The following is a 23507-nucleotide window of genomic DNA, read 5'->3' on the forward strand; positions in this document are numbered from 1 at the left end:
ATTTTGTTAAAAAAGAAATAGATAATGGATTAGTAAAAATAGCAGAAAAGGTGTTGTGAACGATGAGAATTAGAAAATTAATAGCTTTATTAATGGTATTTGTGCTTTTGGCAGGGAGCATTCCATCTTATGCTGCAGCCCATGCTTTAGACAAATGGAATATGCGGAATCCGTTGCCTACAGCTAATAAGTTGAATGGTGTCGCCTTCGGCGTCAGCAAGTTTGTGACAGTGGGGTACAATGGTTTTATTGCTACCTCCCCTGACGGATCGACCTGGACGAGCCAAACGAGCGGCACTACGAATTCTCTTAATGGCATCTTCTTCGATAACTCCCACCAACAGTTTGTGGTGGTTGGGCAAAGTGGAACAATATTAACTTCCCCAAACGGAGTTACTTGGACGAGCCGAGATAGCAAAACTACAAATTCTCTTAATGGTGTAGTCAACAGCGGCAGCAACATTGCAGTAGTGGGGGCAGGTGGGAAGATATTAACTTCCCCAAACGGAGTTATTTGGACGAGCCGAGACAGCAAAACTACGAATGATCTTAATGATATCGCCTCCAGCTACGGGTTTTACGCAGTGGGGTCAGGTGGAAAGATTGTTTTCTCCAGTGATGAAGGAGTGACCTGGACGAGCCAAACGAGCGGCACTACGAAATCTCTTAATGACATCATTACCGTCGGCGACGATGGTTTGGTAGTAGTAGGGAATGATGGAACGGTATTGATCAATGAGAATTACACAGGTTCTAAATGGTATAGCGTAAACAGCGGCACTACGAAGCACCTTAATAGCATCTATGGGGACCCGTATGGATCTGAAATACGTGTGGCGGTGGGCGCAGGTGGAACAATATCGACCGCGACCTGGGAGTTCGTTGGAACGAAACGGGCGTGGACTCCGACGAACCGAACGAGCGGCACTGTGTATTCTCTTAATGCCGTGACCAAAGGCAATAGCACGTATGTGGCGGTTGGGGATGCTGGAACGATATTGAGCTCAAGCAACGGATCGAGTTGGACGCTTCGAACTAAAGGCAATATAAATACGCTTAATAGCGTCATTTATGTCAACGGCAAGTATATGGCGGTGGGGTTGAATGGAACACTTGCAAGCTCATCTGACGGAGGGACCTGGACAAGCCAAACGAGTGGATCTAATGAGTTTAAGGGAGTTTCTTATGGTGCCATCAACGGCACCGGCACGTATGTGGCCGTGGGGGTTGGAGGAACGATTAAATCCTCATCTAACGGAACGACCTGGGCGAACAAAACGAGCAACATTACGACTGCTCTTAATGGAGTCGCCTACGGCACAGTTACCTTTACCCACACTGATACGTTTATAGCGGTAGGAGATGCTGGGAAATTATTGATCTCCAATGACGGAACAACCTGGGCGAGCAAAACGAGCAGCACTACGAGCGCTCTTAATGGAATCACCTACGGAATTGTCAACACCACCGGCACGTATGTGGCGGTAGGGGCTGGTGGAACAATAGTGGCCTCAACTAACGGAAATACCTGGACGAGCAAAGCGAGCGGTACTACGAGTGCTCTTAATGGCGTAGCCTACGGCGACGTCAACGGCATCGGCAAGTATGTGGCGGTGGGAGATGCCGGAACGATTAGGACCTCCCTAGACGGAACGACTTGGACGAGCGTAACTAGCGGCATTACGAATAATCTTAAAGGAATCACCTACAACAACGGTATATATGTGGCGGTTGGGCAAGCTGGAAGGATGTTGACTTCCAGTAATGGAACGAGTTGGGCTAAGCGAACGAGCGACACTGGGAATGATCTTAATGGAATCGCCTACGGCAACGGCAAGTATGTGGCGGTTGGGGTAGGTGGAACCATATTACAAACAAACCTAGAGGCGCCATCGGGAGTAACGGCAACGGCGGAAGACAGGCAGGTGACATTAAGCTGGAGCAGTGTACCAGGTGCGACTAGCTATAAGGTTTACATGGGAACCGCGACCGGTTCGTATAACGCAACGCCGCTAGCGACGGTGAGCAGCGGAACAACGCACACGGCAACAATCCTGACTAACGGCACGAGGTACTACTTCGTCGTGAAAGCCAGCAACACGGCAGGCGACAGTACGAATTCTCTTGAAGCAAGCGCTATGCCAGCAAAAGTACCTGATGCGCCAACGGGAGTAACGGCAGCAGCGGGGGACCGACAAGCGATAGTCAGCTTCACAGCTTCAGCGAATAACGGTGGAAGTCCCATCACAGGTTATACGGTTACATCGAGCCCTGGTGGCTTTACAGCAACCGGTACAAGCAGTCCGCTTGCAGTGACAGGATTGGAATTCGACGTGCCTTATACATTCACGGTAACGGCAACGAACAGCGCAGGTAATTCAGCAGCTTCCGTCGAGTCAAACAGCGCGACGCCGACTGCAGTACTAGAGCTTGCCTATACCGTTACCGCATCTGCGGCTTCGCTGACCCCGACGGTCGGGGGGGACAATGCGATCACGCTGACCGTGAAGGATTCGCAGCGGAATATAGATACGTCGTTTACGGGAGGGCATCTCGTAACGATATCAGGGTATGAGCTAGCAGGTGATGGCTCTTACGGCAGCTTTAATGGAATTAACCTGAGCGAATCGCCGAATGCGATTAACGTTGAGTTTGTGAATGGTGCAGCCACGGCGAACTTGAAGCTGAACAAAGCGGCGATGCAAACCATCCGTTTGAGTGTGGATGGCGTGATAGTGTCCGCGGCGAATCTGTTGAATTTATCTACTGGAAATGAGCCGGTTGCACCAACAGTGACAACGGATACGGATATCCAAGAAATCACAGCCAGTGGGGCTACAGTTGGTGGAAATGTAACGTCAGATGGAAATACTGCCATTACGGTACGCGGCGTTGTATATTCTACGAGTCCCAACCCGACGATAAATGATACCATTGTCACTACTGCTGGAACAACAGGATCGTATTCATCGATAATAACAGGTCTAGCAATAAGTCAGATATATTATGTTCGTGCGTATGCAACGAATATTGTCGGAACCAGCTACGGAGATGAAGTGAATTTTACAACCTCGGCTGAGCCAGCACTAACGGCATTGGCGGGAGACGGCAAGGTAGAGTTAAGCTGGAACAGCGTAACGGGTGCGACGAATTACAAGATATCACAAGGAACCGAGCCCGGCCTTTATGATGCAACAACGACGGTGAGCACCGCAACTTATACAGTGTTGGGCTTGACGAACGAAACGACGTATTACTTCGTCGTGGTAGCGAGCAACGATGATGGCGACATTGTCAGTTCTAATGAAGCAAGCGCTACGCCTAACATTAGTATGCCAACGCTGACGACAGATACAGCAACAAGCATCACAAGCAGCGGAGCGACTGTGAGCGGGGAAGTGACGGACGATGGCGGAGCTGTGATCACAGAAAGCGGCATTGCCTACTCCACGAGTCCCCACCCGACGACTTTGAAGGCTGCTGCAGGAACTATGGGATCGTTTAGCGTGAATTTAAGTGGTTTAAAGCCGAATACGCGCTACTATTATCGGGCGTATGCTAAGAACTTGTACGGAACCCACTATGGGGACGAAAGCCATTTTACAACGGATGTGGTATATGGGAAGGTGGGTCCTTCCATTATTAATGCGCAAGATTCACATGAGCTTCAATTAACAGGCAAAGGCTTCAATGCAGATTCGCCTGAGGAGTTTACCATGTATCTGGAGGACGAAGATAGCGTCCAATATCCATTCTTGGCTAATGGCATTAAATATAAGTCGGATAAACCTAATCAGCTTACGCTTGTATTACCGTCTAATCTGCCTTTCGGCAGCTATAATTTATATATTAAACATGCGTCTTTTGACGCTACCCAAATATTCTATGGAGCTGTGACGATAACCAACATTTATTACAAGGTTAATATTAATAATCCTAATAAAAGTAAAAAAGGCCAAGTTGAGAAAATTTTCCTTGAAGGACATTTTGTTAAGGAGGACCCTGATGAATCTATATATACCTTAGAATATACAGACCAAGTTGTGAATATCAATGACAATCTGTATTTCAAGGGGCCTTTCCTTACAGTAGATAAATCAAACCCTAACAAAGAAACGATTTCAGGTAATGGCAGATTATATGTAAAGATGGAAAAAGGAACAGAAACAGATAAAATAACCAAGAAAAAGAAAAAGATATATGCCAATATAACGATTCGTGAAGGCGAGTTTGAATTCAGTGCGAGCAACTTCAAGTTTGCCATGACGGATCTGGTTCATGGTGTGGCAGATAAGGCTAACTTTCTAGGGATCGATGTGCCAAATTTACCGATTGAAATCAGATCTTTTACCTTTATACCAGGTGGGATCCGTGTGTCTGGCACCATGGATATTGTGTTTGGTGCAGGTGCCACAACAATTAAAGGGACAGGGGATGTCCCTGCTCTTGATTTTAAAGGAAAGAAAGTGGATATAGCCGGAAACTTTGCACTAACAGGGGATTTCAAGAACGGTCCCTTTGAGAACGCAGAGGTAAGATTTGGCTTGGACACCAAAATTAAAGAATACAGATTTGGTGCAGAAGTTCTGCTCAGAAAGACTCAGCTTGGCTTTGACACGGATTTCACGATTAAGAATAAAAAGCTGGACATGATGAAATTTGTGATATATGCGGAGGTCAAAATTCCTGAGACGAATATGCAATTCACATCGTTTGGAGGTCAAGCAGAACATTTAACGAATCCACCGATTGTGTACCATGCGCTTACGAGTCTTTCCGATTTTACGTCGCCAGTAATTAATGGTAAAAACATGATCAACATAGAGGATATAGACTTAACGCTATACAATGACCACATCGAAGGTACAGGGGAAGCGAAATTCTATAATATCAAGATAGCGGATCTTATTCTCGGGCTATATACCAAAAAAATTACGGAGAAGAAAAAAGGTAAGGAAACAGTTACACACAAGCCCGGTATTGAACTGGAAGGTATTGTGGATGTAGCAGATAAAGACATAATAGTCGGGGATTTGAGTATGAAGGGCACTGAAGACGGTATTGCCGGACATGTCGATGCCAAAGTAAAAGTTCCGAATGAAGTGCCATTTATTGGTAGCAAAACATTGGGCACTGCTGAGATAGACTTTAACAAAGAGAGATTTAAAGCGGGCCTCTCATTGGCTATGGTCCCGTTTACGCTGTTGTATAAGTTTAAAGATAAAAAAGTGAAATTTAATTTTGACTTGAAGGCTATTGAAAAGTTAGTAAAAAAAGGTATTGTAAAAGCAACAGGCAAAATAAAAAAAGGTTTTGAAAAGCTTGGTGGAGATATTGATGATTTTTTCAGTGATCTTGCCTCTGTGAATAGCAAAGGGCGGGTGATGATGCTCTCCGTAAACCAGGGAATCAATCAGAATGAAATCATTGGCGGAAAGCTATTTAACCAAATTAATATGCAGCCGACCGCAAGAGGCAAGCTCATTCCTGGTTATGCGACGACGCTTGTAACGGAAACCAATCCCGTTGTAACGGTGGAGAAATTAGGCTTGCAGCCAACTGCAAACAACGACACGGTGGATGCGGTTAAAGGAGAAACGACATTGCACGTGAAAAGTGCATCAGCCAAGCTACTAATCGTGGATCATGCCAAATCAACGGAGGCTCAGCAGAATCTGGATGGAATTAAGCTGTATGATCCTAATGGAGACGTATGGAATTGGCAAGCGAGCTATTATGATGAAGCAAACGGAAGAATCTTTGTTCAGCTTCCAGCTGGAAGTACGGGAGATTGGAAAGTAGTTTCTACCTTTGATTTGCATGCGGAGCTTTATGATGTTCCGACAGCTACCAAGCTTCAAGATGTGACTGCTTATGCTCAGAATAAAGCAAGCCAAGTTACACATTCGATCGAGATCAGCGCTGCATATTCAGGCTTGGTGATATTGAATCATGCATCGGCAGATACACGAATCATCCAGCCGGATGGAGTCGAATATGAGCTTCGTTATGAGGCTTCAGCATCTAAAGCTGCAAATGCTGATTACAATGTGACTAGTCACACGCTTACTGTGGAGGTTGACTTTGATCAAATTGGCACTTGGAAATTTATCTCAAACGATACGATGGGCATGGAGATTCATAAATCGATGTTCCGCAATCCGAATATCAGCATAGTTGAACTAACAAAAAAGCTGGCTTCTGCTGACTACACTTTATTCGTTCCGCTTGATTTCAATAAAGCTGGCATGAAGCTGATCGAGATTGAGAATGGCAAGGTAGGTAGTGTGCTGATCAAACCGGATGGACATGTCTATGCTTCGGAAACAGATGCAGCTAGTCCAGCCTGGAATACGTTCGTAGAGGAAGATTCCGATACGTTAAATATTGTGGCGGATGTTGCCCAGACCGGCACTTGGTTGGTGGATGCAGGCGAGGATGCGCAAGTGAGCTTGTACACTGTAAATGCGAAGGCTTCGATGTCTAAGCTGGAGGCGTGGAAGAAAGCGTCTGAAATGAGTACACCTATTAATTTCAGCAAATCCATGGGAGAGCAAGTGTGGACGGAGATTAGTTATGCAACGCCAGCCACGAAGCTGTTCCGATCAGATGGTACAGAATACGAGCTTGTGCTGGATTCAAACGATCCCAGCTGGAATGCCAAGTATGATGAAGTAACAGAGATCCTGTCTGTGTTGATAAATGTAGATGTTGAAGGCACATGGATTGTGAGATCAGAGGATTATACATCTATATCGATGCTAGTTTATGATTCAGCGATCACCATGGCGGAATTAAATGATAATCAGGCTGAGTATACCTCATTTCTGGATATGAACGAGAAAGGAACATTCTTGTTTGATATTGCGGGAGGCAATGAGACCACTCAACTTATAGCTCCGGATGGTACAACAGTATCTATCATTACCGATGAGAGCAATCCTGAATGCAATGCGATCCTCAATTTGGAGGATAACTCAATAAAGGTAACTGTAAATATAGCTGCTGATCAAACGGGTGAATGGCAAATTGTTTCTATTGGGTCCGTTAGTGTGAACCTGTACAAGCTTGCTCCAATGCCTGAAGTGGATCTATTCCAAGCGAGCAAGGTGCCTGGGCTTAACCGATTTGAGCTTAGCTGGAATGTGGCAAACGCGAAGGAAGATACCAAGGTTCGTGTTATATTGACGGATAGTCCCGATAAAAGATTAGGTGAAGAGCTAGCGATTGACTTGCCTGCATCCGGTGTAAGGACGATTACGCTTCCTGAAGGACTTCTAGCTAAGCAATACTATATCGTCTTGGTTGCTGACAGTGAAAGCTTCGGACCGATATTCAAAGTGCTGGATCAGCCCATCGAAGTTACAGCCATGCGTAAGTTGGCCCAGCCTCAAGATGTAACGGTTGTATCTACAGGGAATGGTGTCATAGAGCTTGCCTTTAAGGATACGAATTGGCAGGACGTGACTTCCTACCGTGTTTTTGCAACTGATTCACGTGAGGGCATGGATAACGGCGGCAGTTCAGTGGAACTCGTTCCTGCCGCGCAAGAGCAGCAGCAGGCGATTATTGCTGATCTGATACCGGGAGTTTCGTATTATTTAAGTGTGATGGCGTTCAGTGAGAAGGCGATCAGTAAGACAGAAACAGCTCTACTAGTGAGCGATCCCACTGCAGACATTAAAGTCGATTTGCCAGTACCTGTTCCAGCGAAGATGACTGTTGGACTGAATGTATACGGTGCTCCTAGAGTGGATTATCTATACACGCCTGAAGATCTTGAAGGTCTGACAGCCGAGGAGCAGGAGGCGCTGGAAGAGAAGATTACTTTAAGCTCAGCTAGTCAAGTGGCTGTAAACATCACAAGTGATCAGGATGCTGATATAGAGCTGTTCGTTAATGGAAAATCTGTTGACGTCGCACATGCGACCACAACGACACCAGCATCGTTTTTACTTGCGAATCTGACCGAACGCGATTATACCCTTGAGGTGAAATCTGTGAATGCGCGCGGTGATAAGAGCAGCAATGAACAGTTGCTATATATCAATCGAACAGCGCCTTACTTGTCAGTGAACAATGCTGTTTATGGCCAAGTCATGGATGGCAGCAGCGTTAAGCTGACGGGTACATCGGAGCTAGGCGTTCGCTTGACCATCAATGATAGGTTAGTTCCGGTTGACCAGTACGGAAGATTCGCTTATGTTACCCTTTTTCCGGAAGATGGTGAGCTGAACTTATTGCTTGTTGCTGAGAATGAGCTTGGATTTAAGACGAAGCTGCCAATGAGAATTTACCAAGGCGAAATAGGTGAACCGGGAGATCCAGCCGATCTTGCAGCACTGACGATGGACGAGGGAGAGCTGTCTCCCTCCTTCGATCCTAATGTTCAGACATATAGTGCGGCAATGGATGCAAGTACGAAAGAAGTGCTTGTTACGGCAGTGCCTGTGGAGCCGGATGCTGCAGTAACGATTAATGGCATTCCGACGGATGAGAACTATTCAGCTTTGATCGAATTATCTTCCGCATCGTCCCTGATTACAGTTGTTGTATCTAAAGGTAGCAACAGCAAGACGTATACATTGGCACTGCAGCCTACTTCGAGCTTGGCTGCGTTAAGCAATATGACGATAAATGGGTTTGATAACGAATTGAATGAAGTTGCTCCAAAGCCAGAGCTTAGCTCAACCTTCAGCAGCCTAAAAGAAACATATAGTGTGATTGCAGCTAATAACGTAACGCAGATCAGCATCATTCCGACTAGTGAAGTAGCGGATTCGTTACTGGAAGTAAATGGGGTTTCAGTGCTAGATGGACAAGCATCGGCTAAGATTCCTTTGAATGTAGGTGATAATATCCTCACCATTCAAGTGATTTCTCTGGATGAATCCAAGTTAGCGGTTGAAGACCGTGACCCGGCGCTTTCAAGAACGTACACCATTACGGTAACACGGGCAGCAAATTCTATAGCCGAGTTGAGCCAATTATCCATTGCGGAGCAGGTGCTAACGCCAAGTGTGTTTGATCCAGAGGTTGATTATTACCAAACAACAGTTACTCCGGATGTGAATACAGTGACACTTCATGCGGCAGTTGTTGATGTGACATCGACCGTGTACGTCAATGAATCGCATGTTAATGCGTCAGTTGGTATTCCATTGGTTCTTGTCCAAGGTCTGAATACATTTAGGGTTAGCGTTATCGCGGAAAACGGGGGAACAAAGACTTACACGATTGATGTATTTAAACAAACAGCCGTTACAACCGTGTTGAATCTGAAATCCTTGTCGATTGAGGGAGATGGACTGAATAAAGAATTCTCTCCATGGCAGCTCAGCTACAGCTCAAAATCGGGAAGATCCTCTAGCTCTATTTTGAATATCAAGGCTATCCCTGTAGATCCCGCCATGTTGGTCAGTGTGAACGGAGTAAAGGTCAATGAGTCTGGCAGTGCATCGATCCAATTATATTCTGGAGACAATACAGCGCTGATAAAGGTAGAATCGCAGGATGGCGTTGAATCGAAGACATATGCAATCCGAACGGCATATACGCCTGGAAAGGCGATCACAGCATTTAACATCAACGGATTAACATCAGCAGTTACGGGTGAAGTGAACGAGGAAGCTAAAACGATAGCTCTTACCGTACCTTACGGAACCGACGTCAAAGCGTTAGTGCCGACGATTACGTATACAGGAGCAAGCCTATCACCCAACACAGGAGTAGCGCATAATTTTACAAGCCCCGTGACTTATACGGTGAAAGCGACGGACAACAGTACGCAGGGATATGTGGTCACAGTGACTGTAGCTACAAATACTGCAAAGGCGATCACAGCATTCAAATTCAACGGATTAACGCCAGCAGTCACAGGTGTAGTAAACGAGGGAGCTAAAACGATAGCTCTTACCGTACCTTACGGAACCAATGTCGGTGCATTGGTGCCGACGATTACGCATACAGGAGCAAGCCTATCGCCTAACACCGGAGTTGCGCATAATTTTGCAAGCCCTGTGACTTATACGGTGAAAGCGGCGGACAACAGTACGCAGGGATATGTGGTCACAATGATCTTTACGACACAACTGAATAGCGCGATCAGCCCGACGACGGGAAGCTTTGACAAGAAAATCTCCACGCAAGCGGACCTAACAACAAGGATGATGCTGAACGGAAATACATTAAGCGGCATCGCCAACGATGGAACACTGCTGGTGTCAGGCATCGATTACACTGTATCAGCCAACGTGATAACGATTAAGAAAGGTTACCTTGCTGTGCAACCGGTGGGAACTATCACCTTGACAATCACTTTTAGCGGAGGTTCGACGCAGACGTTAACGATTATAGTCAGTGATACGACGTCAGATTCGCCACCAAGTGGCGGCAACAACGGAGACAATACACCGACACAGCCTGCAACTCCGACACCTGATCCAGCGAACACATCAAACAGCGAGGTTGAAGTGCTGGTCAACGGCAAAGTGGAGAACGCAGGCAAGGCAACAACAACCAAAGTGAATGGGCAAACGGTAACCACCGTTGTACTCGATTCGAAAAAGCTGGAGGAGAAGCTCGCTGCGGAAGGCCAACATGCCTTAATTACGATTCCAGTGAATACGAAATCCGATGTCGTAATCGGAGTGCTTGACGGCCAGATGGTCAAAAACATGGAACAAAAGCAGGCGGTCGTTGAAATCAAAACGGAGAATGCGACCTATACGCTTCCAGCTCAGCAGATCAACATTAGTGCGCTTTCGGAGCAGTTTGGCACAAGTGTACAGCTTCAGGATATTAAGATACAGATCGAAATTTCCAAACCGACAGCGGACACGATGAAGCTCGTGGAAAGCTCGGCAGCTAAAGGTGAGTTCACCCTTGTCGTCTCGCCGCTCAACTTTACGGTAAAGGCTACTAATGGAGATACAACGATTGAAGTGTCCAAGTTTAACGCTTACGTAGAAAGAACGATTGCGATTCCAGACGGTGTAGACCCGAATAAAATCACAACAGGAGTTGTTATTGATTCGGACGGAAGTGTTCGCCATGTGCCAACTAAGATCGTTATTATTGACGGTAAGCACTACGCGAAAGTGAACAGCTTGACGAATAGTTTGTATTCCATTGTATGGCATCCTTTGGAGTTTAAAGATGTCACGCAGCACTGGGCGAAGGATGCAGTAAACGACATGGGCTCGCGGATGGTCATCAGCGGCATTGGCAATGACATGTTCAATCCTGATCAAGATATTACGCGTGCGGAGTTTGCAGCGATCATGGTGCGGGGATTGGGGCTGAAGCTGGAGAACGGTTCAAGTCCATTTGCGGACGTGAAGACTACGGATTGGTACAGCAGCGCAGTTCAGACCGCCTATGCGTACAGCCTGATCAGCGGTTTTGAAGACGGCAGCTTCCACCCGATGGACAAGATCACGCGAGAGCAGGCGATGACGATCATCGCTAAAGCGATGAAAACAACCGGTCTTGGGGCGAGCCTTCAAGCCAAAGCAGCAGATGAGCTGCTGAGTCCATTTACGGATGCGAGCAACGCATCGGAGTGGGCGAAGAAGAGTATTGCCGACTGCTTGCAGGCAGGAATCGTTGCCGGCAGAAACGGCACACAGCTTGCGCCAAAAGCATATATCTCGAGAGCGGAAGTCGCAGCCATCATGCAGAGGCTTCTACAGAAGTCTGAACTGATTTAATATACAGGTGTAAATTTTAGGGTTATTCTGCAAGTGGTCTAACGAACCCCTTGAGGGATAATCCTTTTTTTATCAGCTGTAAAGATTATAAGAAATGTAGAAGAGCACCCTGCGAGGTGCTCTTCAGTTTGTTGAGAAAGTCATCCTGTGGATGAAAGCAACTATTCAAGTGTTTTAATGCTAGCATTTTCTGCAACCATACAAATTTATCTTTTAGCATAAACATTATGCTAATAGAGTCAACTCAACTGGCATTTTGAGTCCTAAGCACAATAATCATGCTAATATTGAAGAAATATCCTGATTTATCAAGAGATTTTTAAGGATAAGCATAAAAATTGTGCTAACAAGCATTTTTGCGGCTTGAGCTCTATCCTAAGCACAATTATTAGGCTTAGAATACTCTAAAAAGCCGGGTTCAACCGTAATAATAAAAAAAGCTGATTTACAGAGTCTGAAAAGACCTGTGGATCAGCTTTTTTTATGTAGTGAATTATACAAACGTACCAATATTGAATGGATAGCTTTTGCTGATTGATTGATGTCTTTTTTGGCGATAAAGCAAAGTTTAGCTGTATTCTTAAAATAAATTTAACTGTCCAGAACGGGTTATAGATAGATACATAGAATAGAGAGAGACTATTAATTTAAAAGGTCAAAATACTAGAAAGGAGAGAGAAAACTTATATGACCATTCAAAATATAATCGTTAATGGAGGTTTTGAAACAGGGACACTAATACCTTGGGTTCCTTCTAATACAACAATTACTAGCCTATTTTCACATTCTGGTTCGTTTTCAGCAAGGCTGCAAGGCGGTTCAACAATCTCTTATATTGGGCAATATATTCATGTGAATCAAGGAGATAGTTTTGAGGTTCTTGTTTCGTTAGCTAAAGTAGGAATTTCACCGGCTGCTCCTGTTCAAATACAAGTCGTTTATTTAGATAATTTGTTTAATTCACTTGGAAATGGACTGTTTATAAATGTACCAGTTGATCGAATTCCTACTGCGGATAATCGTACATGGCTAGAAATCTATCAAACCACGACGCCAGCCCCGCAAAATACTACACAAACCTATATATTGATCAATACACTCCCGCAAGCGGGAACAGCAGACATTTTAGTTGACGATGTAGCTTTATTATCAGTTGGGGGAACTGGTGCAACTGGTGCAACCGGTGCAACAGGTGCAACGGGTAGGACTGGATCTACAGGTTCGACAGGTTCAACAGGATCGACGGGAACTGCAGGAACAACAGGTGCTACCGGAGGAACCGGAATTACGGGTGCGACAGGAACGATGGGTGTAACAGGTAGAACTGGAGTTACGGGTGCGACAGGAACGGTGGGTGCAACAGGAGGAACCGGAGTTACGGGTGTGACAGGAACGATGGGTGCAACAGGAGGAACCGGAGTTACGGGTGCGACTGGATCAACTGGTGCAACAGGAGGAACCGGAGTTACGGGTGCGACTGGATCAACTGGTGCAACAGGAGGAACTGGAGTTACGGGTGCGACAGGATTGACTGGTGCAACAGGAGGAACTGGAGTTACGGGTGCGACAGGAACGACAGGTGCAATAGGAGAAACTGGAGTTACGGGTGTGACAGGAGCCACAGGTGAAACAGGCGAAACTGGAGCTACGGGTGTGACAGGAGCCACAGGTGAAACAGGCGAAACTGGAACTACGGGTGTGACAGGATCGATCGGTGCAACAGGAGAAACTGGAGCTGCGGGTGTGACAGGAACGACAGGTGCAACAGGAGAAACTGGAGCTACGGGTGTGACAGGAGCCACAGGTGAAACAGGAGAAACTGGAGCTACGGGTGTGACAGGAGCCACAGGTGAAACAGGCGAAACTGGAACTACGGGTGTGACAGGATCGATCGGTGCAACAGGAGAAACTGGAGCTGCGGGTGTGACAGGAGCCACAGGTGCAACAGGAGAAACTGGAGCTGCGGGTGTGACAGGAACCACAGGTGAAACAGGAGAAACTGGAGCTGCGGGTGTGACAGGAACCACAGGTGAAACAGGAGAAACTGGAGCTACGGGTGTGACAGGAGCCACAGGTGAAACAGGAGAAACTGGAGCTGCGGGTGTGACAGGAGCCACAGGTGAAACAGGCGAAACTGGAACTACGGGTGTGACAGGATCGATCGGTGAAACAGGAGAAACTGGAGCTGCGGGTGTGACAGGAGCCACAGGTGCAACAGGAGGAACTGGAGTTACGGGTGTGACAGGAACCACAGGTAAAACAGGCGAAACTGGAACTACGGGTGTGACGGGATCGATCGGTGCAACAGGAGAAACTGGAGCTGCGGGTGTGACAGGAGCCACAGGTGCAACAGGAGAAACTGGAGCTGCGGGTGTGACAGGAACCACAGGTGAAACAGGAGAAACTGGAGCTGCGGGTGTGACAGGAACCACAGGTGAAACAGGAGAAACTGGAGCTACGGGTGTGACAGGAGCCACAGGTGAAACAGGAGAAACTGGAGCTACGGGTGTGACAGGAGCCACAGGTGAAACAGGCGAAACTGGAACTACGGGTGTGACAGGATCGATCGGTGCAACAGGAGAAACTGGAGCTGCGGGTGTGACAGGAACGACAGGTGCAACAGGAGAAACTGGAGCTACGGGTGTGACAGGAACGATCGGTGCAACAGGAGAAACTGGAGCTACGGGCGTGACAGGATCGATCGGTGCAACAGGAGAAACTGGAGCTACGGGCGTGACAGGATCGATCGGTGCAACAGGAGAAACTGGAGCTACGGGTGTGACAGGAGCCACGGGTGAAACAGGAGAAACTGGAGCTACGGGTGTGACAGGAGCCACAGGTGAAACAGGAGAAACTGGAACTACGGGTGCGACAGGAACCACGGGTGAAACGGGAGAAACTGGAGCTACAGGTGTAACAGGAACAACTGGAGTTACAGGCGCGACTGGATCGACTGGTACAACAGGAGAATCTGGGGTTACGGGTATGACAGGAGAATCTGGGGTTACGGGTATGACAGGAGCCACAGGTGTAACAGGAGCCACAGGTGTAACAGGAGAAACTGGAGCTATGGGAGTGACAGGCTCGACGGGTGCAACAGGAGAAACTGGGTTTACGGGTGCGACTGGAATCACAGGTGCAACTGGAGAACTTGGGGTTACAGGTGTGACAGGAACCACGGGTGAAACAGGAGAAACTGGGGTTACGGGTATGACAGGAGCCACAGGTGAAACAGGAGAAACTGGAGCTACGGGAGTGACAGGATCGACAGGTGCAACAGGAGAAACTGGGGTTAAGGGTGAGACTGGTTCGACGGGTCCAACAGGAGAAACTGGAGCTACGGGAGTGACAGGATTGACTGGTGCAACAGGAGAATCTGGGGTTACGGGTATGACAGGAGCCACAGGTGTAACTGGAGAAATTGGAGCTACGGGAGTTACAGGATCGACCGGTGCAACAGGAGAAACTGGAGCTACGGGTGTGACAGGATCGACAGGTGTAACAGGAACAACCGGATCTACGGGTGCAACTGGAGCATCAGCAGTATTAAGTTTTGCAGATTTTTATGCAGTGATGCCTCCAAATAATGCAGCAACAGTTGCTGTCGGTGGAGATGTAGATTTCCCGCAAAATGGGCCAACAAGTGCGACAGGGATTTTCCGCACTGGAGTTGATACTTTTAACTTGTCCACAATAGGCATTTATGAGGTCTTGTTTCAGGTGAGTATTACCGAAGCAGGTCAGTTGGTTTTAACTCTAAATTCAGGAGCAGGAGCAGTTGAATTAGCCCATACGGTATTTGGTCGAGCAACTGGTACTTCTCAGATTATAGGAATGGCTCTTGTACAAACAACTGTCATCAATTCGATAATTACAGTACGAAATCCAGCTAGTAATCCCACCGCACTTACGATTACTCCTCTCGCTGGCGGTGCAGCCGCTGTTTCTGCACACCTTATCATCACACAAATTGCATAGGGGCAACTAGTAAAGGCATGGTTATTCTAGATTGGGTATATTTTGGAACAGAAGAATGAGGGGGCAAGTTTAGCGTTCCTCGTTATAACCTAATAGCCAGACAAACTGCATTCGTGTTAGTTTGACTGGAATTAATAGAATTTAGTAGTATGAGGTCTGTAAAATCAGAAAAAACCGTCCAACACCTAAACGTGTAGGACGGTCTATTGATCTTGCTATAATCGTTATTGCCTTACTTGTATTTCATCCATAAAGGTCCATGCGCTGCTGCCTGGTAAGAGATCAATTTTTACATAACGTCCTGTAATGCCTGTGAGATTAGTCAGCCTATATATTTTATTCTGGTCAGCTGCACTCACGGCTGGTTTGGTTATTACACTTCCGACCTGAGTGAATGTTGTATTATTAGGTGAAACAGAGAAAGTCACTGTATTTGGCAAGAAAATGAACCCTGTCTTAATTTGCAGGAAGTTCGCAGTCAATTCCTTAATGGATTGAGAAGTCCCTAAATCGATTGTAAATGAAGTCAGCGATCCAGTGTTACGCCCCTGAAATGCAGCATTCTGATAGACAATCGTTCCATCATAGACACCGTTGGTCAATTCACCTCCGCTGTCCGGATACGCAGTATCAGCTGGGATAGTTGTCGTATATGTTTTGCTTAAAGCTAAGTTGGTTGGATAGCTAGTTGCGGCGGATGTAGTTGCAGATGCAGATGACGACTGTCCCGAATTGTTGCCTGCAGCGTCGAACGCTTGAATAGTGTAGCTGTATAATGTACCTGCGTTCAATTGGGTGTCAACAAAACTGGTTCCGTTTGTATAAGCGGTCCAGACCAATTCGCTGTTGCGATAGATTTTGTAACCCACTACACCTGTATTATCTGTCGCTGCAGACCAATTCAGATTGATGGTCATGACATTCTGTGTGACTGCTGTCAAACTGGTTGGTGTGGTAGGAATAGTTGAATCCATGACACCCGAATTAACATAATTTTTATACGTCGTATAATAGAATGGATTGACCTGCTGCGGACTGATGTAATGGTTGAAGCTGAAGCTTAAAAACTTAGTGACATAAGGTTTCGCGGCATTCATATCAGCAAGTAGAACGTTTAAGTCCATAGGTTTGAAGTCCCCATTAAAAGTCTCGGCATCAGACCACAATTGTGTTGTTGGACGTGCAACTGTAATCGCTGCTTTTGTAGCTGAGAACCATTCATTTAATTGACTAGTCTGAGCATGCTACGCTCCAACCCCATCCTGCAAGGCTAAGATATCTATATTGGGATTTGCTGCAAGAATGTACTGCCACATTGTCTGCCAAGCAGCACTCGTTTGACCTCCAAATGTATTGTAAAAAGGAGAAATCATCACGGTTTTTGAGGAATTTAGGCTTTTGAGATAATTACTGACGTTTTGATAAAATACATTCATTCTATCCCACTGAGTGGAGGTAAGGAAGTTCCAGTTATCCACTTCAAAGCTTAAATACCAACCTTTGAAGGAAGCGTTGCTGCCATATTTACTATAAATATCTCCAGCGATTTCAATGGAGTAATCAAAGATTCTTCGTACTAAAAGTCGTGCTTTACAGAAAATCATCATCGTACTATAATTGGAGGATATAACCGCCAATTAATTTAAAATTGGAGTATAAAACCAGATGAGGCAATTGGGAGTGGTTATAGTCCATGAGCCAGACATAGAAGCTGGCGTTTTTTCAAACTCACAGGCTAGGAAGTGTTGACAAATGAGCAAGAAGGTTCATTTAGAAGATTTAAAAGGCAAGCTAATCGTATCGTGCCAGGCTTCGGTAGGCGATGCCCTATATGGAAGTGAGACAATGTGCAAAATGGCTATAGCTGCAAGAGATGGTGGTGCTTCAGGGATTCGTGCTAACTCCCCTGAGGATGTAGCCTTGATCTGCAGCAAGGTCGATTTACCTGTAATCGGACTATGGAAACGTCATTACCCAGATTCGGAGGTCTATATTACACCGACTTATGCAGATGTTGAGAGTATGGCTCAAGCGGGTGCACAGATCGTCGCACTAGACGCAACTTTAAGGCCGCGGCCTAACGGTGAAACCTTAGAGGAGATTGTAAAGAAGATAAGGCAGAATTATTCTTGTTTGCTTATGGCGGATGTATCTACCCTAGAAGAAGGGATTCATGCTTACAAGCTCGGTTTTGATATCGTTTCGACTACATTATCAGGCTATACACCTTATAGCGTGCAATCCGAAGATCCTGACATTGCGCTAGTAGGGGAATTAACCAAACGAATTCCAATTCCGGTGTTTGCTGAAGGCCGAATCCAGACGTTAGAGCAGGTGGAGCGATTGCTTGAAAATGGTGCATTCAGTGTTGTCATTGGCAGTACGATCACCCGTCCTCATGTGATTACCAAAAGATTTGTCGATAAAATGGACCAAATGAAAGCCGAAATCAAACGTCTAGAAAATGAATTAGCAAAGTAAGGCATGGAATCGCAAAACCTGCTTGTCAAGAAGGAGACTTCCAACTATACTTGGTTAAAAAAAGAAGAATTCTTTCAAGGAGGCTGCAGCTTTTGTCTAAATTTAGTAAATCTCAGGATGGATCGAATACGCTGCTTGTTATTGCAAGTATCTATAAATCATTAACGAAGACAGAACAGAAAATTGCCGATATTATTACGCAAGATCCGGAAATGGTGGTTTATGCAACGCTGACGGATTTGGCGGAAAAGGCAGGCGTGGGAGATACCTCGGTATTGCGTCTCTGCCGCAAGCTTGGTTTTCATGGCTATCAGGAATTTAAGCTCTCATTGGCTCAGGACTTGGTAAACCCAGTGAAAAGCGTGCACAGTGAGATTGAAGAGGGCGATAATCTATCGACCATTGCGAATAAAATTACAGCAGAGAATAAGATATTCCTCGAAAATACATTAGCTTTGCTTAACATGAAGGAATTGCAAAAAGCGATAGACGCACTAGCCAATGCGAATAAGATTTATTTTATCGGAGTCGGCTCCTCAGCTAATACAGCAGCGGATGCCAAGTATCGCTTCATGCGGCTTGGATTCAATACAGAGCTAGTTATTGATTCACATGTTATGGCGATGAGTGCAACACTTATGACTCGAGATGATGTGATTTTTGCCGTTTCCACTTCAGGGAGCACGAAGGATATTGTAGATGCAGTGCGGATTGCGAAACAAAATGGTGTTTTCTTTATCTGTTTAACCAGTCATGCCAAATCCCCAATAACGCAGTATTCCAATTCTGTTTTGCTGTCTTGTTCCAAGGAAACTCCACTGCAGGGTGGCGCATTTCGCTCGAAAATAACACAGATTCATGTTCTTGATATACTTACTACGGCAGTCGCGATCCAGTGCAAAGACAAAGCCTTAAGAGCTATTGAACTGACAGCTAAGTCAATAAGCGACAAAATGTATTAAGCTTAAACATAGAAGAATATGAAAAAAAGCCATCGATTAATCACTGGAACCTTAGCAACTTGAGACGAAATTAATGCGGTGGAATTTTTTTATTAGTACAAGGTGGTTAAAACCTCCAAAATTAAATAAAAAAGTGGAGAAAATATTTACAAGGCAATAATTAGGTGCTATACTAATCTCAGGTAAAATAAAACAAATGGAGGGTTGAACATGATGAAGAAGGCATGGAAGAACACATCATTATTGCTCCTGGTTACAACAATCGTTTGTATTACGTTAGTGGGGTGCAGTTCTAAGAAGAGTACAGAGGAAGCAGTATCGCCTGCGGCTTCAACAGGTGGAGCGGCAACGGTAGCGCCTAAGAAGGATAGAACAGAAGTGAATTTCTGGTATCTTTGGAATGGGAAAGAAGCAGAGAGCTTAGAAACCTTGATTACTGAATTTAATGCTTCTCAGGATCTATACACGGTGAAAGGCTTGTCCGTACCTGACGTTCAGAAGATCGTTGTTGCCCTTTCAACAGGCAATGGCCCGGATATAACCGATAACTTCAGCTCTAATACAGCATCCTACGCAGAAAAAGGAATTCTTGAGCCTTTGGACGAATACATAAAACGTGATAATTATGACGTTTCGGATTTTGTTCCAGCAGCCTTAAAGAGCGGTCAATACAAAGATGTAACCTATGCGCTTCCGATTAATATCAACTTCAACATGATGTTTTATAACAAAAAGCTTTTTGCTGATGCAGGCATAACAGCTCCACCAACAACCGATAAGGAATTATTGGACGCAGCTATTAAATTAACGCAAGTAAACGATGATAAAACGATCAAAGTACTCGGATTCCCCGACTTCCCTTTTGTGTACTATGTTAATCCAATGACATTCGCAATGGGTGGAGAGCTGGCTGCAGCAGATGGAACATTAACACCTAACAATCCAGGCTCTATTGCAGCTATTAATCTGATCAAATCTTATAGAGAGAAATTCGGCCTAGATAACATTATTAAATTCAATTCTTCTGCTAAATATTTGGATGCAACAGATCCGTTTATCTCAGGAAAACAAGCCATCCGTTTCGATGGTCCTTGGTTTGGTAATACCGTTAAGAATGGTTTGAAAATTGAAGGCTTGGATTATGGAATTGCTCCACTTCCAGGACCAGATGGCAAGCCAGAATTAGCAGGCGGCGGCGAGATTCAAACTTCTACTTTCTTTATTGCTAAGAATTCAAAGAATAAAGACGGTGGCTGGGCTTTCCTAAGCTGGTTAATGGCTAAACCACAGATGGTTAAATTCAATACCTTATTCGGCAACCTGCCTTCGCGGTCTTCCGTTTATGACGATCCGGCATTACAAGCCATTCCAGACTTCAAAGTGTTCGCAGAAGCTGCTAAAAATCCTAACTTAAAGTCATTCCCTTCACTAGCTGTCCAAGCTGAATATGCTACAGCGTTTTCAAGCGAATTTGAATTAGCTGCTAATGGCAAGAAAACAGCAGAAGAGGCCATGAAGGCTGTTGATGCGAAAGCCAAAACTTTAAAATAGTGAGATAGGTTCTATTGAAATAGCCCGCCTAACTTAGGTGAGGCTATTTCAAAACGATACCTGCAAGATGTCGGCTTCTAGGGGGTGTGCTATGAGAGGGAATACGCTTAAAGGATTATTGTTTGCAAGCCCATGGTTAATCGGCTTTTTTGGATTAACTTTATATCCGATTCTGCTGTCTGGGTATTATGGGTTCACGGAATTCAATGTATTTCAGCCGCCTAAATTTGTCGGTATGGATAACTACGTTGAATTATTCCATGATGATCTATTTTGGAAAAGCTTAAGAAATACGTGTTATATTACTTTGATCGGCACGCCAATTAACCTTATTTTTGCGATATTTATTGCGATGCTGCTGAATATGAAGGTTAAAGGGATGAAGATTTATCGCACGGTATTCTATATGCCGACGATTGTACCCTTAGCTGCTTCAACATTATTGTGGATCTGGATTCTCAATGGCCAATATGGTTTGCTGAATAATATTTTAACCAAGCTAGGCTTCTATGCACCAAGCTGGTTAGGAGACCCGGCTTATACCAAGCCATCCTTAATTATTATTGGCGTTTGGGCTGTAGGGAATGTAATCGTCATTTTCCTTGCTTCACTTCAGGATGTGCCGGTATCTTTATACGAATCAGCGGAAATCGATGGAGCCAACTTCTTTAAAAAGTTTCTTCATATTACATTACCGAGCATTTCACCGATCATTTTGTTTCAGCTGATTCTCCAGGTTATCAATGGTTTTCAATATTTCACTCAAGCCTATTTTATAATTGGCAGCTCTGGCGGGCTTAATAACAGCTTAATTGGCGGCACGGAAAATTCGCTGCTTTTCTACGCGATCTATCTATACCATAATGCTTTCTTGTACTTAAAAATGGGTAAAGCCTCAGCTATGGCTTGGCTGATGTTCTTGATCATTGGCTTTGTTACTTGGGTTATCTTTAGAATTTCTAAAAAATGGGTTACTTACGGAGGGGAATAACTATGACAACCAAGCAAATTTGGTCGAAAACCTTCCCAAAAAAACTGCTTCCCCATACGATATTAGTCCTTTTGGGTCTTATTTTCTCGATCCCGTTTTTATGGCTTGTTGCCACCTCATTGAAATCATTGAATGAAATATCTTCCTCTTCATTGACCCTTATCCCTCAGCACATTCATTGGGATAATTATGCTCGGGTTTTTGAACGAATCCCTTATGTCCGGTTTATGAGCAACACGCTTTATGTCACGGTATTAAGTGTCATTGGCCAAATTATCTCTTCTACTCTCGTGGCCTATTCTTTAACCAAAATCGATTGGTATGGCAAAAGGATCATTTTTCCGATTGTGATTGCAACTATGCTGATTCCTTACCAAGTGACGTTAATTCCGCTTTATATTATTTTTCAGAAGCTGCATTTGGTTGGGACCTACTGGCCGTTAATTATTCCGGCTTTCACAGGAGCACCGTTCTATATTTTTCTACTAAGGCAATTCTTCATGACGCTTCCGGACTCGTTGGTTCAAGCAGCTAGAATAGATGGAGCTAGGGAATTTAATATCTTTATTCGCATAATACTTCCGTTATGTAAGCCAGCTATTGCTTCAGTTGCCATTTTCACATTTATCGCTACATGGTCAGATTTTCTGGGGCCTTTAATTTATTTGAATGACAATAAGATGTACACTCTTACTTTAGGCTTACAAGCATTTATGGCAGAGCACTACGTGGAATGGGACCTGTTGATGGCTGCATCGGTGATGTTCACCTTGCCTATCATCGTCATTTTCTTTTTTGCCCAAAAATATTTTATTGAAGGTATCGCGCTAACGGGAATCAAAGGATAAACTTCAAGGGAAGCGAGGGAGCTCAAATGCAGAATAAACAGATTATGCCGATCTCAGGGACATGGTTTGATTTTCATCATCCTAATCCTTATGAGGGAGACTACTGGAACTCTACGACCGATCAGTTCAGTGCAGAGGATTGGAATTTGAAGATAACTGAAATGGTCGAAGCCGGAATGGACACATTAATTCTGATGTCTGTTGCCCTTCACGGGAAAACATTCTATCCTTCCACGGTGATCAAAGAAAGATGGAATTTAGTTTGCCCCGATCCATTGGAGGCTGTGCTTAAAGCGGCTGATCATTTGGGTGTAACGGTTTATATTGGACTTGGCTTTTTCTCGACGCCGATTTTTCATGGCTTTGGCAATGAAGGGGATGCTTCGAGGTATCGCTTTGAATTTGCTCATGAGCTGGCACAGAAGTATGGGCATCACCGCTCCTTCAATGGCTGGTATTTCCCGGTAGAAGCGGCTATTGATCAGTATTATCCAGAGCCTTATATTGAATATGTGAATACACTCGCTAACCATTGTCGTAAAATAGGACCGCAGCAGGTTTTGATTGCTCCGTTTGGCACACGTACCATTGTTGCTGACGATAAGTTTGTTGCCCAATTGAGATCGTTGGAAGCAGACTATATTGCTTATCAGGATGAAGTGGGTGTGAACAAAACAGACGTCTCTGAATTGGATGGTATTTGGTCCCGTTTGCGAGAAGCACACGATCGAGCGGGTAAGCCGCTTTGGGCGGATGTCGAGATTTTTGAATTCCACGGCAAGGTATTGTTTCCAGCTCCAATTGAAAGGGTGCAAAAACAGCTTGAAGTTGCCTCAAAATATGTAGATAAGATTCTCTGCTATCAGTATTTGGGTATGTTGAATAAGCCTAATAGCAAGGTGCACGCGGGGCATCCGACCTCTCCGAAGCTTTATCAAGATTATATGGATTTCATGCAAGCCAGTCGTCAGAAGTAAGGGGTGGC

The 23507-nt window shown here is 45.1% G+C and carries 8 protein-coding genes and 1 pseudogene; 8 read left to right on the top strand and 1 reads right to left on the bottom strand.

The annotated features are described in order from the left end of the window. The first annotated feature begins 62 nt into the window (after window positions 1-62). Both EHS13_RS36345 and EHS13_RS02820 read left to right on the top strand, forming a co-directional pair. Window positions 63-11711: an SGBP N-terminal domain-containing protein gene (locus tag EHS13_RS36345; RefSeq protein ID WP_193571473.1), complete on the top strand. Its 11649-nt coding sequence runs from the start codon at window positions 63-65 to the stop codon at window positions 11709-11711. 687 nt (window positions 11712-12398) lie between these two features. Continuing rightward, window positions 12399-15689, top strand: coding sequence for an NTTRR-F1 domain (locus EHS13_RS02820; protein ID WP_155698905.1), 3291 nt, complete (start codon window positions 12399-12401; stop codon window positions 15687-15689). Between the two features lie 224 nt (window positions 15690-15913). Here EHS13_RS02820 and EHS13_RS02825 read toward each other — a convergent pair. Further along, window positions 15914-17296, bottom strand: a pseudogene (locus EHS13_RS02825) (DUF4434 domain-containing protein). 145 nt (window positions 17297-17441) lie between these two features. Here EHS13_RS02825 and EHS13_RS02835 point away from each other — a divergent pair. The 6 genes from EHS13_RS02835 (at window position 17442) to EHS13_RS02860 (ending at window position 23499) form a co-directional block, all read left to right on the top strand. Next, window positions 17442-18170 (top strand): N-acetylmannosamine-6-phosphate 2-epimerase, encoded by a 729-nt coding sequence (locus tag EHS13_RS02835; RefSeq protein WP_155698908.1) that lies wholly within the window; start codon window positions 17442-17444, stop codon window positions 18168-18170. 92 nt (window positions 18171-18262) lie between these two features. Then, window positions 18263-19132, top strand: coding sequence for a MurR/RpiR family transcriptional regulator (locus EHS13_RS02840; protein WP_155698909.1), 870 nt, complete (start codon window positions 18263-18265; stop codon window positions 19130-19132). A gap of 210 nt (window positions 19133-19342) precedes the next feature. Continuing rightward, window positions 19343-20683 (top strand): ABC transporter substrate-binding protein, encoded by a 1341-nt coding sequence (locus tag EHS13_RS02845; RefSeq protein ID WP_155698910.1) that lies wholly within the window; start codon window positions 19343-19345, stop codon window positions 20681-20683. 91 nt (window positions 20684-20774) lie between these two features. Further along, window positions 20775-21674, top strand: coding sequence for a carbohydrate ABC transporter permease (locus EHS13_RS02850; protein WP_227013767.1), 900 nt, complete (start codon window positions 20775-20777; stop codon window positions 21672-21674). A gap of 2 nt (window positions 21675-21676) precedes the next feature. Beyond that, window positions 21677-22522 carry a carbohydrate ABC transporter permease gene (locus tag EHS13_RS02855; protein WP_155698912.1) on the top strand — a complete coding sequence of 282 codons (846 nt, stop codon included), beginning with the start codon at window positions 21677-21679 and terminating at the stop codon, window positions 22520-22522. A gap of 26 nt (window positions 22523-22548) precedes the next feature. Then, a complete protein-coding gene (locus EHS13_RS02860) occupies window positions 22549-23499 on the top strand; it encodes a DUF4434 domain-containing protein (protein WP_227013768.1) in 951 nt (316 codons plus the stop codon). The last annotated feature ends 8 nt before the right edge of the window (window positions 23500-23507 follow it).

The sequence above is a fragment of the Paenibacillus psychroresistens genome, assembly GCF_009728935.1.
Classification (GTDB): domain Bacteria; phylum Bacillota; class Bacilli; order Paenibacillales; family NBRC-103111; genus Paenibacillus_AC; species Paenibacillus_AC psychroresistens.

Coding starts and splice junctions, on each gene's coding strand:
- EHS13_RS02855 (WP_155698912.1), top strand. CDS start 21,677: ATGACAACCAAGCAAATTTGGTCGAAAACCTTCCCAAAAAAACTGCTT.
- EHS13_RS02860 (WP_227013768.1), top strand. CDS start 22,549: ATGCAGAATAAACAGATTATGCCGATCTCAGGGACATGGTTTGATTTT.
- EHS13_RS02850 (WP_227013767.1), top strand. CDS start 20,775: ATGAGAGGGAATACGCTTAAAGGATTATTGTTTGCAAGCCCATGGTTA.
- EHS13_RS02820 (WP_155698905.1), top strand. CDS start 12,399: ATGACCATTCAAAATATAATCGTTAATGGAGGTTTTGAAACAGGGACA.
- EHS13_RS02845 (WP_155698910.1), top strand. CDS start 19,343: ATGATGAAGAAGGCATGGAAGAACACATCATTATTGCTCCTGGTTACA.
- EHS13_RS02835 (WP_155698908.1), top strand. CDS start 17,442: ATGAGCAAGAAGGTTCATTTAGAAGATTTAAAAGGCAAGCTAATCGTA.
- EHS13_RS36345 (WP_193571473.1), top strand. CDS start 63: ATGAGAATTAGAAAATTAATAGCTTTATTAATGGTATTTGTGCTTTTG.